Origin of the sequence: Methanothermobacter thermautotrophicus str. Delta H (assembly GCF_000008645.1) — an archaeon.
GTDB classification, from domain to species: Archaea; Methanobacteriota; Methanobacteria; order Methanobacteriales; family Methanothermobacteraceae; genus Methanothermobacter; species Methanothermobacter thermautotrophicus.
In genome coordinates this window covers 573,973-592,027 of record NC_000916.1, presented here as the reverse complement: position 1 = coordinate 592,027, position 18,055 = coordinate 573,973, and the positions used below count along the sequence as shown (strand labels likewise).

Here is an 18,055-nt window from a genome sequence, read left to right as displayed (position 1 = left end):
AAATCACCTCAGATCCTGTAGCCTGTCTCCTCATGCAGGTGGGTGTCAAGGCCCTCCATCTCCTCCTTACCGCTCACCCTCAGACCAACGGTGAAGTCCAGGAGTTTGCCGATGATCAGTGTCACCACGAAGGAGTAGGCAGCCACAACTGCCACGGCTATCACCTGTGCTGTCAGCTGTCCAGGGTTTCCGTATATGAGGCCTGTTCCCAGTTCGTTGATGAATGGCGCTGCAAAGAGGCCTGTTGCCACTGAGCCCCATATACCTGACATGCCGTGTATTCCGAAGACGTCCAGGGCATCGTCGTATCCAAGCCTTGGTTTGAGGTATGATACTGCAAGGTATGATATTACGCTCGTGACAAGGCCTATGATGAGGGCTGCAGGTACAGTTACGAAACCTGCTGCAGGTGTTATGGCGACGAGGCCAGCAACTGCACCGGATATTCCGCCGAGTACTGTGGGTTTACCCACCTTGAGGTAGTCCATTATAACCCATGATACCATACCAGCAGCCGCCGCAGTGTTGGTCACCAGGAAGGCTGATGCTGCAAGTCCACCTGCCGTGAGTGCTGAACCGGCGTTGAATCCAAACCAGCCGAACCAGAGCAGTGAAGCACCTATCACTGAGTATCCCAGGTTGTGTGGCAGAAGTCTCGTGTCCTTTCTCTTACCGAGGAGGTAGACGAGTGCGAGTGCTGCAACACCTGAGTTGATGTGAACCACAGTACCGCCTGCGAAGTCCAGGGCACCGAGCTGCGCCAGGAATCCTCCGCCCCATACCCAGTGGGCCACCGGCACGTAGACCAGGCTCACCCAGAGCACAATGAATGCCAGCCAGGCTGAGAACTTCATCCTTTCAACGACGGCACCGGATATGAGTGCAACCGTTATTGCTGCGAATGTTAACTGGAATGCTATGTAGAGGAAGTCTGGTATTGTTGGTGCCAGTGCAGCAGCAGTGTTAACACCGACCCCGTTCATCAGCAGGTTCACTGGACTTCCTATGAACCCCATTATGTCAGCTCCAAAGGCGAACTGATAGCCGTAGAGTACCCATATTATGCTCGTCACTGCGAAGGCTATCAGGGATAGGAACATGGTGTTCAGCACGTTTTCCTTTTTTGTTAAACCCCCGTAGAATAGTGCCACGCCTGGAACCGTCATCAGCATTACCAGGGCTGTTGATACCAGCATCCAGGCAGTGTCACCGGAGTTTAAGACCGCATCCATCAGAGTCATCTCCATATATTGTTCTTAATTATATTTTTTCTCTCCAACAATTTATATCATAGTCGGAAATAGGAAGGTAACTTCCGACAATGAGAGTAAGATGATGCTGATATATAAATCTTTCGGATATAGTTTCAGATAAATGTATGCTGAGTAAAACAAGTTTAGATAATAACCTCAATTACTGAAATATGTTAAATAAAAATAATTGTTTAATTTCCTAGATGGCATCTCTGCCGTGTTCACCTGTCCTTATCCTAACAACATCAATTACATCGGTTACAAAGATTTTTCCATCACCCACATCCCCGGTCCTGGCATTTTCAGATATCGCCTCAACAGTCCTTTCAAGGTCCTCTGAATCAACCACGATCTCAAGCTGAACCTTTGGGAGGAGATCAACACAGTAGTCCATTCCACGGTAGCTCTCCCGGATACCCATCTGCTGACCCCTTCCCTTCACATCTGAAACCGTCATCCCGTGGATTCCCATAAGCTCCAGAGCATCCTTAACATCCTCAAGTTTCTCCCTTCTGATAATTGCTGTGATTTTCCTCATGGTCTTCACCTTAAATATCCTTAACCGGATTTCTTATAAGTACTTCTGTGAACCATGTTTAAATCTGTGTTCATGTCAGTCTGTAACCTGTTTCCTCATGGAGATTTATGTCAAGTCCCTGAATTTCCTCTTCCCTTTCAACACGGAGCCCCTTAAATTTCATCAGCAGCATCGCAAGGATATATGTAACGACGAAGGTGTAGACAGTGACGGTGACAACACCAATCAGCTGACTGACAAGAAGGGATGTGCTTCCAGTTAAAAGACCTCCTGAGGTCAAAGATGGGTTTAGGGCTGGAACTGCAAATAAACCAACTCCAAGGGTTCCTATGATCCCTGAAACACCGTGAATCCCAAATACATCAAGCGCATCATCATATCCAGCAGCTGGCTTCAGCCATGAAACTGCAAGATAACATATAACAGCTGCCACAAGTCCGGTGACAATGGAGGCACCTATATCCACAAAACCTGCTGCAGGTGTTATTGATGCCAGGCCTGCAACTGCTCCAGAAAGAGCGCCAAGAAGTGTTGGTTTTCCGGTTTTAAGTCTATCCATGAGGATCCATCCTATCATACCCGCCGCTGCAGAGGTGTTTGTCACTATCATGGCGTTAGCTGCAAGGGATCCGGCAGAGAGGGCTGAACCGGCGTTGAATCCAAACCAGCCAAACCAGAGAAGACCGGTACCTATAACAGAATATCCAAGGTGATGTGGCATCAGTTTCTGGTCATATCTTGGACCAGTAACAAGGGCAAGGGCAAGGGCGGCTATGCCACTGGTGATGTGCACCACAATTCCCCCTGCGAAATCATGAACACCAAGGTTCTGCAGGAATCCTCCGCCCCATACCCAGTGGGCCACGGGTACATATACGAGTGCAAACCAGAGGGGGATGAACAGTATCCATGACGAGAATTTGATCCTTTCCACCACAGCGCCAGAAATCAGGGCAACTGTTATTGCAGCAAAGGTCATCTGAAAAATTGCAAAGAGTCCTTCGGGGATTGTTGGAGCATATTTTGAAGCAGACCCTAAATTAATAAGGCTGATGCCCACCTGATGGGATCCTATGATCCCTGAAACATCCCCGCCGAATATTAGACCATATCCAAACAGAAACCAGAGCAGACTCACAATGCCAAGGGAAACAAATGATAGAAAGATGGTGTTCAGAACATTCTCACGTTTTGTTAAACCAGAATAGAACATAGCAACCCCTGGCACCGTCATTAGTATCACGAGTGCAGTTGAGATCAACATCCATGCTGTATCACCTGAATTTAGCATCATATCACTCTCCTTTTGGATGTGCCTAACATATCTGCAATCACCAATATAAGGATGCCGGTAACCTACTTCCGAAAATCTACCAACATTATAAATATCATGAGAATAAAAAAAGTAGAGAGGTGTTACCATTGAACTCAACAAAGAAGGGAAGGCTTTTCGCGATCCTCATGATAGCTTTAATTGCCTACGGGTTTTCATCGACCATGTGTATACTTCTAAAGCCATCCTTTGCAGTTGAGCTACCCACTGACATCCTTCCCTCCGAAGAAAAGATACAGACCATGGGAAACCCTGGCTTTGAACCGGTAACCCTCAGGAAGCATGTGCTGAATAACACAACCAATATAACCAACACCAGCGATGTCACTGTCTACATTGACAATAGAACCAACCGGTCCTCCACGCCATTTAACCGTAACCAGGATTGATACGAATCCATTACCCCCTCAGATATTACATGGAATGGTTGCATCTCTGCAGGGATGTGAACATTGACATATTTTCAGATAACCGGAGATCATTTAGGAGATTACTTAACAGTTCGTCATGCATATGCTGATGCTCTGCACATTTTTAAACAGCAATTTTTTTAAACTGAGATTTTAGATAATAGATACAGCTTACCATAATGTTAAGGTGATCACGTGCCGGAAAACACAGTGGGAGAGAGAATAAAACAGCTCAGAGATAACCAGAACATAACAGTAGATGAGCTCGCAGAAAGAAGCGGGGTTAATGCGGAACTCATAAAGAAAATAGAGGAAGGGGACATTATACCATCACTCACACCCCTCATAAAGATCTCAAGAACCCTTGGTGTGAGGCTCGGCACCCTCCTTGATGACAGGGTCCAGGACGAACCGGTCATAGTGAGGAAGGGTAAAACCCAGAGGGTGATACACTTCTCAGGCTATGAGGAGAAGACAGACACCAGCAACCTCAGCTTCCACTCCCTCGGCGCAGGTAAAGGTGACAGGCACATGGAACCCTTCATAATCGACGTGGAACTCCACACCGATGACTTCAAACTATCATCCCATGAGGGTGAGGAGTTCATATACGTCCTTGAGGGTGAAATAGAGGTTATCTATGGACAGGACCGCTACCTTCTATCAGAGGGTGACAGCATCTACTATGACTCCGTGGTACCCCACCACCTCCATGCAGCCGGCGAGGAAAATGCAAGGATACTTGCAGTCGTCTACACACCATTCTAGTTGATGATAGAATGTTCAAAATCACAGTAACACCCCGCTTCGGGGATATAGACGGTCTCAGGCATGTCAACAACACAGTTCTCGCGGTCTGGTTCGAAAAGGGCAGGAACCCGATATTCAGGATGTTCACGCCCGACCTCGACCTCAGCTATGAGAAGTGGAAGCTCATACTCGTGAGGACGGAGTTCGACTTCCTGGCCCAGATGTACTATGGAAGTGACGTTGAGATAAGGAGTTACATAACCCACATCGGAAACTCCTCCTTCACAATAGGGCATGAGGCATGGCAGGATGGGGAACTCAAGGCACCGGAACAAGGCCGTCCTTGTCCACTATGACTTCATAGAGCAGAGAAAGAAGCCTATACCTCCCGAGATAAGGAAGCAGCTTGAGGAGCACCTCGTGGAGGAAGATTAACTTATAAGGGTGGATTTATGGTTTTCACTGAAGATACAATAGGGGAATTCTTCGAGAAACAGGTTGAAAGGTACGCTGATAAGGAATTCATAGTATACCCCGACAGGGACCTGCGTTTCACCTACAGAGAATTCAATGAAAGGGTCAACCTCCTTGCGAAGGGCCTCCTATCTATTGGCATCGGGAAGGGGGACCACGTTGGTATCTGGGCAACCAATGTACCTGACTGGCTCACCTTCCTGTTCGCAACTGCAAAGATAGGGGCGGTCCTTGTAACGGTCAACACAGCATATAAGAGTCATGAACTGGAATACGTCATGAAACAGTCCGATATGAAGGCCCTAGCCATAATAGACGGCTTCAGGGATGTTGACTATGTACAGACACTCTATGAACTGGTACCTGAACTCAAGACCCATGAGAGGGGCCACCTCAGGAGTGAAAGGTTCCCTGAACTTCGAAGCGTAATATACATCGGTGCTCAGAAGCACAGGGGTATGTACAACACCAATGAACTGATGCTCCTCGGAAAACACGTCCCTGACACCGAGCTAAGGACGGTGATGTCAACCCTCAAAAACACCGATGTTATCAACATGCAGTACACCTCAGGCACCACAGGATTCCCCAAGGGGGTAATGCTCACCCACAGGAACATACTCAACAACGGTTACTACATAGGGGAAAGACAGAGGTTCACAGAGGAGGACAGGCTATGCCTGCCGGTACCCCTCTTTCACTGCTTCGGCATAGTCCTGGGTGTCCTTGCCCTCCTCACCCACGGGGGCACACTGGTGATGATAGAGCTCTTCGACCCCCTCCTCGTCCTTGCAGCTGTTGAAAAGGAGAGGTGCACCGCACTCTACGGAGTTCCAACAATGTTCATAGCAGAGTTCACCCACCCAATGTTTGACATGTTCGACCTCTCCTCACTGCGCACGGGTATCATGGCAGGGTCACCCTGCCCGATAGAGGCCATGAAGCGTGTCATGAATGACATGAACATGAAGGAGGTCACAATAGCCTACGGCCTCACAGAGGCATCACCTGTCTTCACACAGACCAGTGTGGACGACCCCATCGAGAAGCGCGTCGAGACCGTTGGGACACCCCTCCCCCACATTGAGGTCAAGATAGTCGACCCTGAAACAGGAGAGGAACTCGGACCCGGAGAACCCGGTGAGATATGCTGCCGCGGCTACAACGTCATGAAGGGATACTACAAGATGCCTGAGATGACAGCAGAGGCCATCGATGAGGATGGATGGCTCCACAGCGGTGACCTGGCGGTTATGGATGAGGACGGCTACTACTCCATCGTGGGCAGAATAAAGGACATGATCATAAGGGGAGGTGAGAACATCTACCCCAGGGAGATCGAGGAGTTCCTCCACACAATGCCGGGTGTAAAGGACGTGCAGGTGGTGGGTATACCCGACGAGAAGTACGGGGAGATAGTAGGAGCCTTCATCATAAGGGAGGACGGTGCAGATATCCTGGAGGAGGACGTGAGGGACTATGCCATCCAGAGAATAGCAAGATACAAGGTTCCAAAGCACGTCTTCTTTGTGGACGAGTTCCCCCTCACTGCAAGCGGGAAGGTCCAGAAGTTCAAATTGAGGGAGATGGCGGTTGAGCTCCTCAAGAAGAAGGAGCAGCCCTGATTTTTTAATTTTTTTGAGAGATATAATGATAGTTTTAAACAGAAGGAAAAGGTCCGTTGATTTTATACCGGCAGGAAACCCAAAGAAGATCCTCAACACACGCAGAAAACCTGCTTACTGGGGCAGACTAAAAATCAGGAGCACAGAAGCAGGACCGAGGATATCAAGGTTCACGGTTGAGAAGGGTGAACGTGAAACCCTCAGGAAACCATCAGAGGCCCTTAAGATACTGAAGAAGCAGGCTGTTATTTTAACAGGACGTGACCCGGAAATTGAGGATCTACTCTCATCCTACGGCATCAGCTACAGGTATGCAAGGGTATGCCAGCACTGCCTCCATGAGGGCTATCTGACAGTTGTAAGTTCAAGGTCATCGACGGTGCACGCAGGTCAGATCATATGTTCAAGATGCGTTGATGAGCTCATAAAGAGGGAGCTTAAATTTGCAGGCATGGACGGATCAACATTCAGAAACTTCAGGAGACTTATAAGGCGTGGTGTAAGCCTTGATAAGATACTGGAGATGATGTCCCCCCGCTTTGACCCTCTCGAGAACCATGAACTGACCCGCTATGACACCGTGACATCGGAATCAGAGAGGACCCCCCGCGTCCCTCTTGATAAACTTGCAGTACCGGAAAAATTTAAGAGGATGCTTAAAAGGGAGGGTAACACGGTTCTCAGACCTGTACAGGTCCTTGCAGTGGATGCGGGGCTCCTGGAGGGGGAGGACCTCATGGTTGTATCTGCAACTGCTAGCGGAAAGACCCTCATAGCTGAACTTGCAGGCATACCCAGGGCCCTGGGTGGTGAAAAATTCATATACCTCACGCCACTGGTGGCCCTTGCGAACCAGAAGTACCGGGACTTCAGAAGGAGGTACTCACCCCTAAAACTCAAAACAGCCATAAAGGTCGGTATGAGTCGCATAAGGGCAAGAGATGAACTCAGAATTCCGGAGACAGATGTTAGCAAAGCCGATATAGTGGTCGGAACCTATGAGGGGATGGACTACATCCTGAGGGCAGGGAGGTCTGGCATCCTGGGGGATGTTGGTGTGGTTGTCATTGATGAGATCCACACCCTTGAGGATGAGGAGAGGGGTTCAAGGCTCAAGGGAATGATAAAGCGCATAAGAAGACTCTTTCCTGATGCCCAGATAATCGCACTCTCTGCAACCGTGAAGAACAACCTTGAGGTGGCCTCTGAGTTCGGGCTTAGACTGGTTGAGTATGACAGGAGACCTGTCCCCCTTGAGAGGCACCTCGTATTCTCCAGGGGGGAGGAGGATAAGAAGAACCTCATACTCAGGCTTGCTGAGAGGGAGTTCTCCACAGAATCAGAAAAGGGGTTCCGGGGCCAGACGATAGTCTTCACCAATTCCCGTAGAAAGACGAGGCTCATTGCAGATTATCTGACACGGAGGGGTGTGAGGGCGGCGGCCTACCATGCAGGTTTATCCTACAGGGAAAGGCAGCGCATAGAAAGGGCCTTCGCATCACAGGAACTCGCAGCAATAGTTACAACTGCCGCACTTGCCGCTGGAGTGGATTTCCCGGCATCACAGGTAGTCTTTGAAACGCTTCTCATGGGAAACAGGTGGCTCATGCCCAACGAATTTGCACAGATGCTTGGAAGGGCGGGCAGACCCTCCTACCATGACCGTGGCGTTGTATATGTCCTTGCAGAGGTTGGAATGGAGTTTGATGGCGAGTCAGAGGAGGCCATGGCGCTCAAACTCCTTGAAAGCGGACCTGACCCTGTGGATGTAAATTACACAGAGGAGGATGTCCTTGAGAACATCCTGGCAGATATAACCTCAGGTGCTATAAAATCTGAATCTGAAATCTCTCCAGACCCCTCATGGCCCCTGGACCCTGAAGGAGCCCTTGACATCCTTGAATCCCATGGCATGATAGTCAGGGATGGTGGACTCCGCGCCACCGGTTATGGGGTGGCAGTCTCAAAGTCATTCATAGGTGTGACCGATGCCGAGTACATAAGGGGCCACCTTAAGGGGGCTTCAAGGAGACCCCTGGACATAGCACTGGAGCTCGAACCCTTTGAGGGAGCATATCTATCAGGGAGGCTGCACCGTGCCCTCAGCAGGGCAGCTGGAGCAAGGTTCTCAATGAATCTGATGGCGGATTCAACCCTCGACATACTCTCAGATGGGGATAACCTTGTGAAGCTTGACAGTAAACTTCAGGAGGCTGTTCTCAATTTGCAGATGGATTTCCTATCCTGTGAATGTAGGGACAGACCATTCTGTGGATGCATACAGCGCAGATTATCTGAACATATTATAGCAGAGCGTATCAGTGGCAGGGACCCGGTGGAGATAAGCAGGGGACTTCTGTCCAGATACCAGATTCAGGCCTACCCAGGGGATATCTTCAGCTGGCTTGATACCACCGTCAGGGCCCTTGAATCCATAGGGAGGATCGCCAGCGCATTTAAAAGGAGGAGGTACCTGAAGGAATGTTCAGGGATTGTGCGGGCCATTGAAAAAGGTAGGGGGGCATAGAAAATCATATGTTAAGGTATATGTTGTAGATGTATATAATAAATGCACATAAAATGTAGATAACCACGAGCTGATCAAGGATTCCAGTTTCGATTGAGATGAGACAGTATGCCATCACGATTGAGTAGAGCATGATATAAAACGAATCTCGTGTTTTTTGCATTATCCTGTATCCAATTCCCAGGATAAGACCAAGGATGCTCATACCGAATGCCACTCCGATGGTACCAAACTCCACAAGCATCTGACCGAACAGGGTTGGAGTGATTGTAACACCTGTTCTCCAGAGGACCAGCTTCCCTATCAATGCTCGCGGACCACTACCTGCACCTGGAATCATGCTGAGGGTTAAATCACCATGCATAACACCTGTCATCCCTGCAAGTGCGGATAATCTGTTGAGTATGCTCATTGTAAATGATGCCCTCATTTTTAGAACTGTAAGCGGACCCAGGTTGCTTAATGAGTACTCCTCAACGGATCTGAAGTAACCTATGCCCATAATTATCATTAAGGCTACCGCGAAGGATCCCAGGACCTCCCATATTTCGAATAATCCACTGTAATAACCCATGATAAAGGTTATGAGTATTACAGCAACCAGGGGTGTCCGGTATCCCAGGAGGGCCAGCATAACAAGACAGGTCAGTGAAACAGTAATGGCCCGGAACCTTGCAGTTGATCTGTCTATAACGCTTTTTTGCATCTTATCGGTTATGTAAGCTAACATGAAAGCTGTCCCTGGAATCATAAGATAAACCGGGATAGTTAGCTTCGGATTGAGGAGGTATCTGAGGGAAGGTTTCAGGAGGGGGATGCCACCAACGTCTGTTAGTGTTATGGCCAGAAAGGCAGATCCAATAATGAATAAAGTGAAACCCATTGATCTGATGTCATCAATACTGAATCTCAGGTACCTATCACCCCTTAGAATCACCCCTGGCATAATCACTGAAAAAAGAAGAAAACATGAAAAACCGATCAGTATATTGATCTGTAATGTTTTCTGGACTGGAATGGCAGCAAGGGCCATGAACATTGAGAAGAACACGATAAATGAAGGAGGTGAAAAGATATGGTTTTTCAGTACCCTGCTCCTTTTGAGGGAGCTGAGAAAATTATGTCCAGGATACATACTCTTTATAAAGCTATTTAACCATTTCTCTTCAATACCCATGAAGAGGGCCAGGAGTAAATTGAAGATAAATGCTTCCTTAAACTTCCATTCAAAGCTTTTACACAGTCTTCTTGTTGTATCATAAATCTGGCTCATAATAATCGGTACCTTCAAAATTTTATAGGTTGTTGAGATTAACGACCTTTATGACGGAGTACTTACCTTTTATTTTCTCTATTACGTCCTCATTGGCGTTGTATACCCTTATCGTGATGAAATCTGTCTGACCATTTAGATCTCCGAGGACTTCATCAGATACCTTCAAGGCTTCGGGTGTGGCCTGAAATACTTCTATCCTGCTGTTAGGGGAATTTAATGTGATCGGCACGTATCTTTCTCTGCTGTACAGTTCCTTTGTAAGTTCCTGGAATCTGGATGCATCCACATCGCTGATGGGTATATTTGTTGTTAGCTCATATTTTAGCCCGGGAATATCCAGAATTAAATCGGACATTCTGTTAATTTTAAGGGGTTCTATAATGATGTCAGTGGCGTTCTTACTACCTGCAGCTTCCAGTGTGATGGAATCAATGTAATAATCTGCAAATTTATCATCATATCCTCCGGCAAGAATTTTCTTTCCATTAACGTCAAGGAGGACTTCCACCTTTCCGTTAACGGTTCCCACCCATATAACTTCACCATAGATTTCTTCTCTCTTCTGCTTTAAGGAATTAAATCCATGGATTTTGCTGTTTATGATTTTTCCCTTACTGTAAAGATCATTGTACTTTATCTGGACCTTAGTCATTTCAGAGGAATCGAATGTGAATGATTGAATGTTTGAATCGATGTCTGAGGTTTTGAAAAAGCCATATAAAACTAGCGAGGCCAGGAAAAGGATTATCAAAATGTCTATTATTGTTAATCGACCGATTTTCATTTCTATCTCTCCAAGTTCTTTTTCAGAACTTAATTTCAGACATGAGCAGCATCATGTTAACATTTTCTCATTTTTTAAGGAATACCAGTACTCTACATGCTCCTATCATAATGAGGTCATTAACATCATCCTATTTAATCTTATGGAGTATCTTTTATTGTTACCGTGGTAACCACGCTTTGGTTCTGCAGATGTTTTTCTGTGACTAATTTGAATGCAGAAAAAAACTTAAATTCAAGTGGAACATAGCCCTAACAAGGTGTACATGACACGATAGGAGGATGTTCCATGAAAGATCTGTATCAAAAATTTATTTACCTCATACCGTCCATTATAATATTTTTAATAACTCTTTCAGTGACTCTTAAGTATTCTTGGCCCATAGGGTGGGATATATTCTATCATATTCACCTTTCAAAGGTTTACATGGCAAATGGTTTAACATTTTTTGACCCTATATACAACGCTCCGGGAACCATTATTAATTATCCCCCAGTTTTTCACCTAGTAATTCTAGTTTTAGGTTATGTTCTCAGAATGGACCTCTTTGATGTGGCAAGGCTAATGCAACCATTTTTAGCAGCTCTGGTTGCTTTATCAGTTACTGTGGTCGCTTCAAGGTTATATGAAGATAAGTACGTTGGCATCTTTGCTGGTTTAATCCTTTTCTCTGGCTCAATTGCCATGAGGCTTGGTTCATCACTGCCTGAGAACATGGCTCTCATATTCCTTCCTCTGAGCATTTTCTTCTTCTATGAATTTTTTAAGGATGATAAAATTATAGCATCATTCATATCAGGATGTTTAACAGGTTTGGTCGCACTTATACATCCTGCCGCAACATTCTGTCTGGTTTTTGCAATCACATTCATCACCGCGGGTCTGGTGATAACTGAATTCTACTTTGAAAGGGACACTGGAGTTATAAAAAGGGCTTTGAAGGGGTATGCCATCCTTATTGGAACAGCAGGATTAATTGCATCAGTATGGTGGCTACCAGCATTTTACTTTAAGAGTCTTGGACATGGTGGTGTCGCCACATCTCTTTCTGTTTCCAGGAGTCTCAGTATCCTTAAATATCCCGATGCCCTTGGATATTTTGTTCTGGTACTGGCTGTCGCAGGCATCATACCTGCCATCAGAAGATTTGAGTTAAGGGATCGCCTCATACTTTTATGGATAATTTCAATGTTTATTCTCTCAAAGTCCTACTACTTTGGAATTAACGTCATAACCTACAGGGTACTCATATACATAATGATTCCCCTCACAATCCTGGCATCCTCAGGCTTGATATCCGTCGTGGAGGCAATCAAAAATAAAAATAAGGATATTGCAAGAATTCTCCTGATAGCCCTCTTCATATTTGCCGTTTTCCAGGCCTTCAACAACCTTTCAAGCTCAAAGGTAGCCGATTACGGTGCAATGACTGCTTATGGAAGGATAAACATTGCTCCTCCTACTGATTCAGAATTTGAACTTGCAAAATGGTTCAACAGTCAAAATGAAGATGGTAAGATCTCCCTATCAAATTACTTCACTGGGGGATTTGTAATGGCATATACAAACAGACCTGTGGATTCCCTGTTATATGAGAAATCTGAGATCCCTTCAAGGGATGAGCTGACTGAAAGGGAAATCAGTTATCTTGTATTTGATAAAAGACTTAAAGCGAGTGGAGATTTTAAATTCAACGCCTCCAGCAGTTTCCTATTCTACAACCCAAACCGCATCAATATAAGCGATCTGGAGTATCCCTACCTTCAGAAAATCTATGAGAATCAGGACTTCGTTGTATACAGGGTATTGTAGGGGGTGTTGAATATTCCAAAGAGAAGTACAGCATCGATAAGATCGATGTTTCAAGCCAGGGAAAAGATTAGCATGCATGCTGCTCTACAGGAGATTTTGATAAAGCTTTAAATAAGGCGAATGCAAAACATGAAAAATGTGCCCATATTATGATGGGTAACATTTTGAGCTTCATGAGACAACGTACAGCGTCCTTATGAAGCTCCTTAGAAGATTTAAAGGTCTGGTGTCCATTTTATCACCTTTAAATCTTCTATTAATTTAATTAGAAATGCTCTTGAAAAAACTGGTGATCATGAAGGACCTGCTTTAAATCTTCTATTAATTAGGACAGGTCATATCACGGCATGAACCCGCATATTCAGGGAACCTCAGGACCTCATCCACCTTACTGCCATACCTGTAAACAGTAACACCTTTGCAGCCAAGCTCATGGGCGGCCCTGAACACCCTTTCAACGTCAGCAGGTGATGAATCAGCTGGCAGATTCACTGTTTTTGATACAGCATTGTCCACGTACCGCTGGAAGGCGGCCTGCATTTTAACATGGAATACAGGGTCTATTTCATGTGCAGTCACAAAGAGCCTCCTTATCCTCGCAGGCACCCCGGGGACACCCCTCAGACTCCCCCGGGATTCTATGGCCTCAAGGGATCTCTTATCAAGTCTTCCCGCCATCGTCTTAAAGAGGGGGTGCAGCTCATGGAAGCTCCTTCCCAGGATGTTCCTTGTGAAGGACACGGCAAATAGGGGCTCAATTCCACTGCTGGTGCCTGCTATTATACTCAGGGAACCAGTTGGGGCTATGGTGGTTAATGTGGCGTTCCTCATGCACTCAAATCCCTGGATATCCCATATGCTGCCCTTAAATTCAGGGAATGATCCCCTCTCTCTGGCAAGTTCCATGGAGGCCCTCCTGGCCTCAGATGATATGAATGACATTACCCTTCCGGCCACCTCAAGGGCAGCCACTGAATTGTAGGGTATTCCAAGTTTTATCAGCATATCAGCAAAGCCCATGACACCCAGCCCTATCTTACGGGTTCTCAGTGTCATCTCCTCCACGGGACGGAGGGGGTAGCTGTTAACGTCTATCACATTGTCAAGGAAGTGCACTGCCACATGGATGGTCCTCCGGAGCTTCTCCCAGTTAATACCGGAGGGGCCTACCATGAGGCTGAGATTAACTGACCCCAGATTGCATGATTCATGGGTGAGGAGTGGCTGCTCCCCACAGTTGTGGACTATGAATCCATTGGCTGTGAATGCACTGGCACCGTAGACAGTGGCGTCATAGACATCCTGGCGGCCGGCGCCCCTGAGGCCTCTGAAGGTTGCAAGTGCCGGAAACTCCCCTGCAGCATCATCCATCACAAGGCGGTCTCCCCTTTCAAGTTCACCGGCGGCACGCCATTCCAGACCACCATCCATTACAAGGACCCTGTGATCATGGGTCAACCTTAAGCAATGACCCTCCCTGGTTCTAAGATCATATACGTCCCGTTCACAGGTCCTGAAGAAACCTGAGGGGCAGGGGTACCCTGAGCCCCTGATAAGTGCGGTGAAGGGCTTGCCCTCCAGTTCAGCCACTGTCCGCGGACCCCCGGATGTCATTACAATGGTGTCACCGGATACACAGGGGTTGGTTGCCTCTATCCTCCCGAGTTGTGGAGTGGGGTTGTAGCGGTTTATACGGTCCTCAAAGAGGATCCCGGGATCTCCAGACCTCCAGGCTGCCTCCACGATCCTCTTAAGTATCACCCTGGATTCTACCGAGTCAACCACCTCACCGTTCCTGGGGTTTATCAGATCCACCGGGCGGTCATCCATGAACTCATCAGGTACGGCGACTGAGAGGTTGAAGTTCCGCAGGGGACCCTCCCTTGACTTGGCGTCTATGAAGCTGAATATGTCGGGGTGGCTCACATGGAGGACACCCATATTGGCGCCCCTTCTTCGCCCGCCCTGCTTTATAACGTCAACCGCAACATCGAATATCCTCATGAAGGACACCGGCCCCGAGGCAACACCCATTGTGGACGCGACGATGTCCCCTCTGGGTCTTAACCTTGAAAATGAGAAGCCAACACCCCCACCGGATTTGTGGATGATGGCCATATCCCTCAGGGAGCTGAATATACTATCAATTGAGTCCTCAACAGGGAGTACAAAACAGGCGGAGAGCTGGTTGATGGGCGTGCCTGCATTCATGAGGGTCGGGGAATTTGGGAGGAACTCAAGGTTACCCATAACCGAGTAGAAGGCCTCCTCCGCAACTGCAGGGTCATCACCGTAGGCCTCATCTGCAGATGCAACGGCCCGCGCAACCCTCCTGAACATCTCCTCTGGTGTCTCTACAACCTCACCACCCTCACCCCTGAGAAGGTATCTCTCCTCAAGCACCTTCAGGGCTGTTGTGCTTAAACTGATCATCTTTATGCTAAAATTCCTGTATAATCTTCAGGAGCTCTTTCACATCTGATATAACACTTTCAACGGCATCATCAAGTATTCTCTGGCCCAGAACAGGGTCGGGGTTCACACCATCCCTTTCACATATCCTTGCAGCCTTATCTATTTCTCTGTTGGCTTCACGGGCCTCCTTCAGACCTATCATTCCAATTTCAGGGTAGAGTTCAGGTATGCATTCATCAAGGCGCCTCAGATCCGCGATACCGAGTATGAGACCTGCGGATAGTTCACCGCTACCTGCGTGCGGTCCCTCAATCTCAACTATCCGGTTGTTCCAGGCGATTTCAAGGCCCAGTTCCTCTTCGAGGTCGTCCATACAGTCCTCCAGTTTGTTCCCTCCGTGACCGTTTACAATTACAGCGGCCTCAAGGTTTAGAAGCCTTCTGGCCTTCCTCAGGACAGGTTTCAGTTCCCTCTCAACAAGTTCATCCCTGTCCATGTGTATGCCGTGTTTAACGTAGGGAAACTCTGAGGCGGCATAGAGCACCCCCAGGAACCTGGCCCCGGTCCTCAGGGCTGCCTCAAGGGCCACGTAGGATGCTATCTTTGCATCGGTGTCGATGGGGAGTGCCGGGCCATGGTTCTCGAGGTGTGACCCCACTGCCAGTATCCCGATCCTGTGGACATCCTCTGAGATTATGTTCCCGGCGTCGAGGTTCAGCTCAACCAACACTAGACCTCCAGTTCCCAGATGGCATCTCCGATGTGGTGGATGGTCTTAACAGCCTTTCCTGAATCTCTTTCAACCATTTCAGGTCCACTTATGAGGCTTATACCCACTGCAAGGGGTCTGCGGTTTCTCTCATCCACCACAACGACGGTGTCGTTCTCAGATATCTCAGGGTCGGCGTCAACTATACCGGGGCTCATGACATCGGCCCCGTTTGCAAGGAACCTGACGGCCCCCATGTCAACGACCACATATCCCCTATCTATTTCCATCTTCAGGGCGCCCCTCAGGGTCGGGACAACCCTGTCGTCAATGAACATGAGGAGTGGCTCCCCATTAACCAGTATGATGTTGTTATCATCAGTCTCAATGATTTCAACCGTGGCCTTTTCAGGTATCAGGGAGGAGTAGTCTCCAATCTGCCCCCGTATCTCCCTGAGCTTCTTCTTCTTTATATGGTACCTCTTCCTGATCTTCACAGTCACACCCTGTTCATTTTATGAATGGTCTGCAGTCTGTTCCTTAATCTGCTTTACCATCATTGACTCATTTAAACTCTTCTGCAAGTATATCTATAGCTCATTTCTAAACTACTTTACGTGCACCACATGCATCTCTCATGGATGGGGGGATCCCAGGGCGGACCCTGGAATGGATTTGAAGAGGTACTGCAGTGCAAGAAAACTTATATATTAGTAGAATAGAAAAATGAAGTATCTGATTGGAAGATTTTCAGCTCGTTAGTTAGATTTAAATATAATCCGGCTAAATTTTAATCTAGGATAGGTGATAGATGTGAGTTCACAGAGAGTTAACGTACAGAGACCACTCGATGCCCTTGGAAATTCACTGAATTCCCCTGTGATCATAAAACTCAAGGGTGACAGGGAGTTCAGGGGAGTTCTAAAGAGCTTCGATCTCCACATGAACCTCGTGCTGAATGATGCAGAGGAGCTGGAGGATGGAGAGGTCACAAGAAGACTTGGAACCGTCCTTATACGTGGAGATAACATAGTGTACATATCCCCGTAGATTTAATTGTAAGGGGAAGGGTGGATCAACTTTACAGATTAACTGATTTTAAGGAGGATTAGAACATGAAAGGTACTCCATCATTTGGTAAGCGTAACAAGAATCTCCATATAAGATGCAGGAGATGCGGTAAAAACTCGTATCATGTACGTAAAAAGGTCTGCGCTGCATGCGGTTTCGGCAGATCCCGCAGAATAAGGCGCTACAGCTGGCAGAACAAAAAAATTACAGGCCAAAGGTTGAAATAAATGGATAATAAAGGCCCTGTTGATGTGCGGATAATTGTTGAGGGAGCCTCTGATGTTGAAAGCGTCTCGAGGGCGCTTCAGAGGGTGTCCCTCGGCGCCAAATACCACATAACCATATCATCCATAGTCCCAACAACAAGCCTTGAGATCGCCCTCAGGGCCGTTGAGGGTGCTGACATTGTCCTGATAGCAACGGATGTTGACCAGACAGGCAGGGAACTTGCAGATAAGTTCAGGGAAGCACTCAGGGGCCATGTTGGGCACATTGAACGGATGAAACTCCCCTATGGTCATGACGTGGAATACCTTGACCCGGACCTCATAAGGGAGGAAATAGAAAACGCCATCATAAGGGCCGGACTCCAGACACTCACAGGCATAAGGAGCCTCAGTGACATGAAGGAGAGGCTTGAAGAGTGCCGGGAGAAGCTGGATGAGACAGTTGCCGAAAACACTGCACTGAGGGATGAGAATACCCGGCTGCAGGGTGAAGTTGAGGCAGGTAATGAAAGGATAGAATCCCTCAGGGGGGAGCTGAGTCAGCTTGAGGAGAAATTCCGCCTCCTGGAGGGAGAGTACTCCAAACTCGAAACTCGTTTTTCTGAACTTGAAGATAAGGAACTTCTTGAGACCTTCTCAATCACGGACCTCTGGAGGGAAACCTTTGGAGAGGAACCCGATGACCTTGAGAGGATTTATTTTGTAACCGATCACATTAAACCCGAGGGTATAATCCTTGGACAGGGCTCAATAGCGGCGCCTTCACGGGAAGATGCGGTGGAGTGGCTCCGGATAATAAAATCGGCCCTGGTATTCACTGAAAAAGATGAAGAATCGTCCTAACGTGGATA

Annotated in this window: 16 protein-coding genes and 1 pseudogene; 9 read left to right on the top strand and 8 right to left on the bottom strand. The window is 47.4% G+C overall.

From position 1 onward, the window contains the following. Nucleotides 1-8 precede the first annotated feature (8 nt). The 3 genes from MTH_RS03090 to MTH_RS03080 form a co-directional block, all read right to left on the bottom strand. Complete coding sequence (locus MTH_RS03090; protein ID WP_048060874.1) at nt 9-1,232, bottom strand: ammonium transporter; 1,224 nt, start codon at nt 1,230-1,232, stop codon at nt 9-11. A 220-nt stretch (nt 1,233-1,452) separates the two neighbouring features. Then, nucleotides 1,453-1,791, bottom strand: coding sequence for a P-II family nitrogen regulator (locus tag MTH_RS03085; RefSeq protein WP_048060873.1), 339 nt, complete (start codon nt 1,789-1,791; stop codon nt 1,453-1,455). A 70-nt stretch (nt 1,792-1,861) separates the two neighbouring features. Next, nucleotides 1,862-3,085 (bottom strand): ammonium transporter, encoded by a 1,224-nt coding sequence (locus tag MTH_RS03080; protein WP_010876299.1) that lies wholly within the window; start codon nt 3,083-3,085, stop codon nt 1,862-1,864. Nucleotides 3,086-3,204: 119 nt separating this feature from the next. Here MTH_RS03080 and MTH_RS03075 point away from each other — a divergent pair, with 119 nt between their 5' ends. From MTH_RS03075 to MTH_RS03055, 5 genes and pseudogenes are all read left to right on the top strand, one after another. Then, nucleotides 3,205-3,513 carry a hypothetical protein gene (locus MTH_RS03075; protein ID WP_010876298.1) on the top strand — a complete coding sequence of 103 codons (309 nt, stop codon included), beginning with the start codon at nt 3,205-3,207 and terminating at the stop codon, nt 3,511-3,513. A gap of 216 nt (nt 3,514-3,729) precedes the next feature. Then, complete coding sequence (locus MTH_RS03070; protein ID WP_010876297.1) at nt 3,730-4,302, top strand: helix-turn-helix domain-containing protein; 573 nt, start codon at nt 3,730-3,732, stop codon at nt 4,300-4,302. Between the two features lie 11 nt (nt 4,303-4,313). Next, nucleotides 4,314-4,719: pseudogene (locus tag MTH_RS03065) on the top strand (acyl-CoA thioesterase). A 17-nt stretch (nt 4,720-4,736) separates the two neighbouring features. Then, a complete protein-coding gene (locus MTH_RS03060) occupies nt 4,737-6,383 on the top strand; it encodes an AMP-binding protein (protein ID WP_010876295.1) in 1,647 nt (548 codons plus the stop codon). A 25-nt stretch (nt 6,384-6,408) separates the two neighbouring features. Beyond that, complete coding sequence (locus MTH_RS03055) at nt 6,409-8,910, top strand: DUF5814 domain-containing protein (RefSeq protein ID WP_048060872.1); 2,502 nt, start codon at nt 6,409-6,411, stop codon at nt 8,908-8,910. Between the two features lie 4 nt (nt 8,911-8,914). Here the strand turns inward: MTH_RS03055 and MTH_RS03050 are convergent, their stop codons facing one another. Both MTH_RS03050 and MTH_RS03045 read right to left on the bottom strand, forming a co-directional pair. Further along, the gene (locus MTH_RS03050) at nt 8,915-10,045 is read right to left on the bottom strand and encodes an oligosaccharide repeat unit polymerase family protein (RefSeq protein ID WP_238374237.1); all 1,131 of its coding nucleotides are present in this window, start codon (nt 10,043-10,045) and stop codon (nt 8,915-8,917) included. A 160-nt stretch (nt 10,046-10,205) separates the two neighbouring features. Then, entirely contained in the window at nt 10,206-10,970 is a 765-nt protein-coding gene (locus MTH_RS03045) for a hypothetical protein (RefSeq protein WP_010876292.1), read from the bottom strand. A gap of 288 nt (nt 10,971-11,258) precedes the next feature. On the opposite strand from MTH_RS03045, the gene MTH_RS03040 reads away from it, so the two are divergent. Beyond that, a complete protein-coding gene (locus MTH_RS03040) occupies nt 11,259-12,782 on the top strand; it encodes a hypothetical protein (protein ID WP_010876291.1) in 1,524 nt (507 codons plus the stop codon). Nucleotides 12,783-13,103: 321 nt separating this feature from the next. Here the strand turns inward: MTH_RS03040 and MTH_RS03035 are convergent, their stop codons facing one another. The 3 genes from MTH_RS03035 to MTH_RS03025 are packed head-to-tail and all read right to left on the bottom strand — an operon-like array spanning nt 13,104 to nt 16,409. Beyond that, nucleotides 13,104-15,215, bottom strand: coding sequence for a ribonucleotide reductase N-terminal alpha domain-containing protein (locus MTH_RS03035; RefSeq protein ID WP_010876290.1), 2,112 nt, complete (start codon nt 15,213-15,215; stop codon nt 13,104-13,106). 7 nt (nt 15,216-15,222) lie between these two features. Beyond that, nucleotides 15,223-15,924 carry a 2-amino-5-formylamino-6-ribosylaminopyrimidin-4(3H)-one 5'-monophosphate deformylase gene (arfB, locus tag MTH_RS03030; protein ID WP_048060870.1) on the bottom strand — a complete coding sequence of 234 codons (702 nt, stop codon included), beginning with the start codon at nt 15,922-15,924 and terminating at the stop codon, nt 15,223-15,225. A gap of 2 nt (nt 15,925-15,926) precedes the next feature. Then, nucleotides 15,927-16,409: a DUF1947 domain-containing protein gene (locus tag MTH_RS03025; protein WP_010876288.1), complete on the bottom strand. Its 483-nt coding sequence runs from the start codon at nt 16,407-16,409 to the stop codon at nt 15,927-15,929. A 310-nt stretch (nt 16,410-16,719) separates the two neighbouring features. Between MTH_RS03025 and MTH_RS03020 the strand changes: the two genes are divergently transcribed. From MTH_RS03020 to MTH_RS03015, 3 genes are all read left to right on the top strand, one after another. Beyond that, a complete protein-coding gene (locus MTH_RS03020; protein WP_013295846.1) occupies nt 16,720-16,956 on the top strand; it encodes an LSm family protein in 237 nt (78 codons plus the stop codon). 65 nt (nt 16,957-17,021) lie between these two features. Continuing rightward, nucleotides 17,022-17,204 (top strand): 50S ribosomal protein L37e, encoded by a 183-nt coding sequence (locus MTH_RS09525; RefSeq protein ID WP_010876286.1) that lies wholly within the window; start codon nt 17,022-17,024, stop codon nt 17,202-17,204. Further along, nucleotides 17,205-18,047, top strand: coding sequence for a toprim domain-containing protein (locus MTH_RS03015; RefSeq protein WP_010876285.1), 843 nt, complete (start codon nt 17,205-17,207; stop codon nt 18,045-18,047). Nucleotides 18,048-18,055 lie beyond the last annotated feature (8 nt).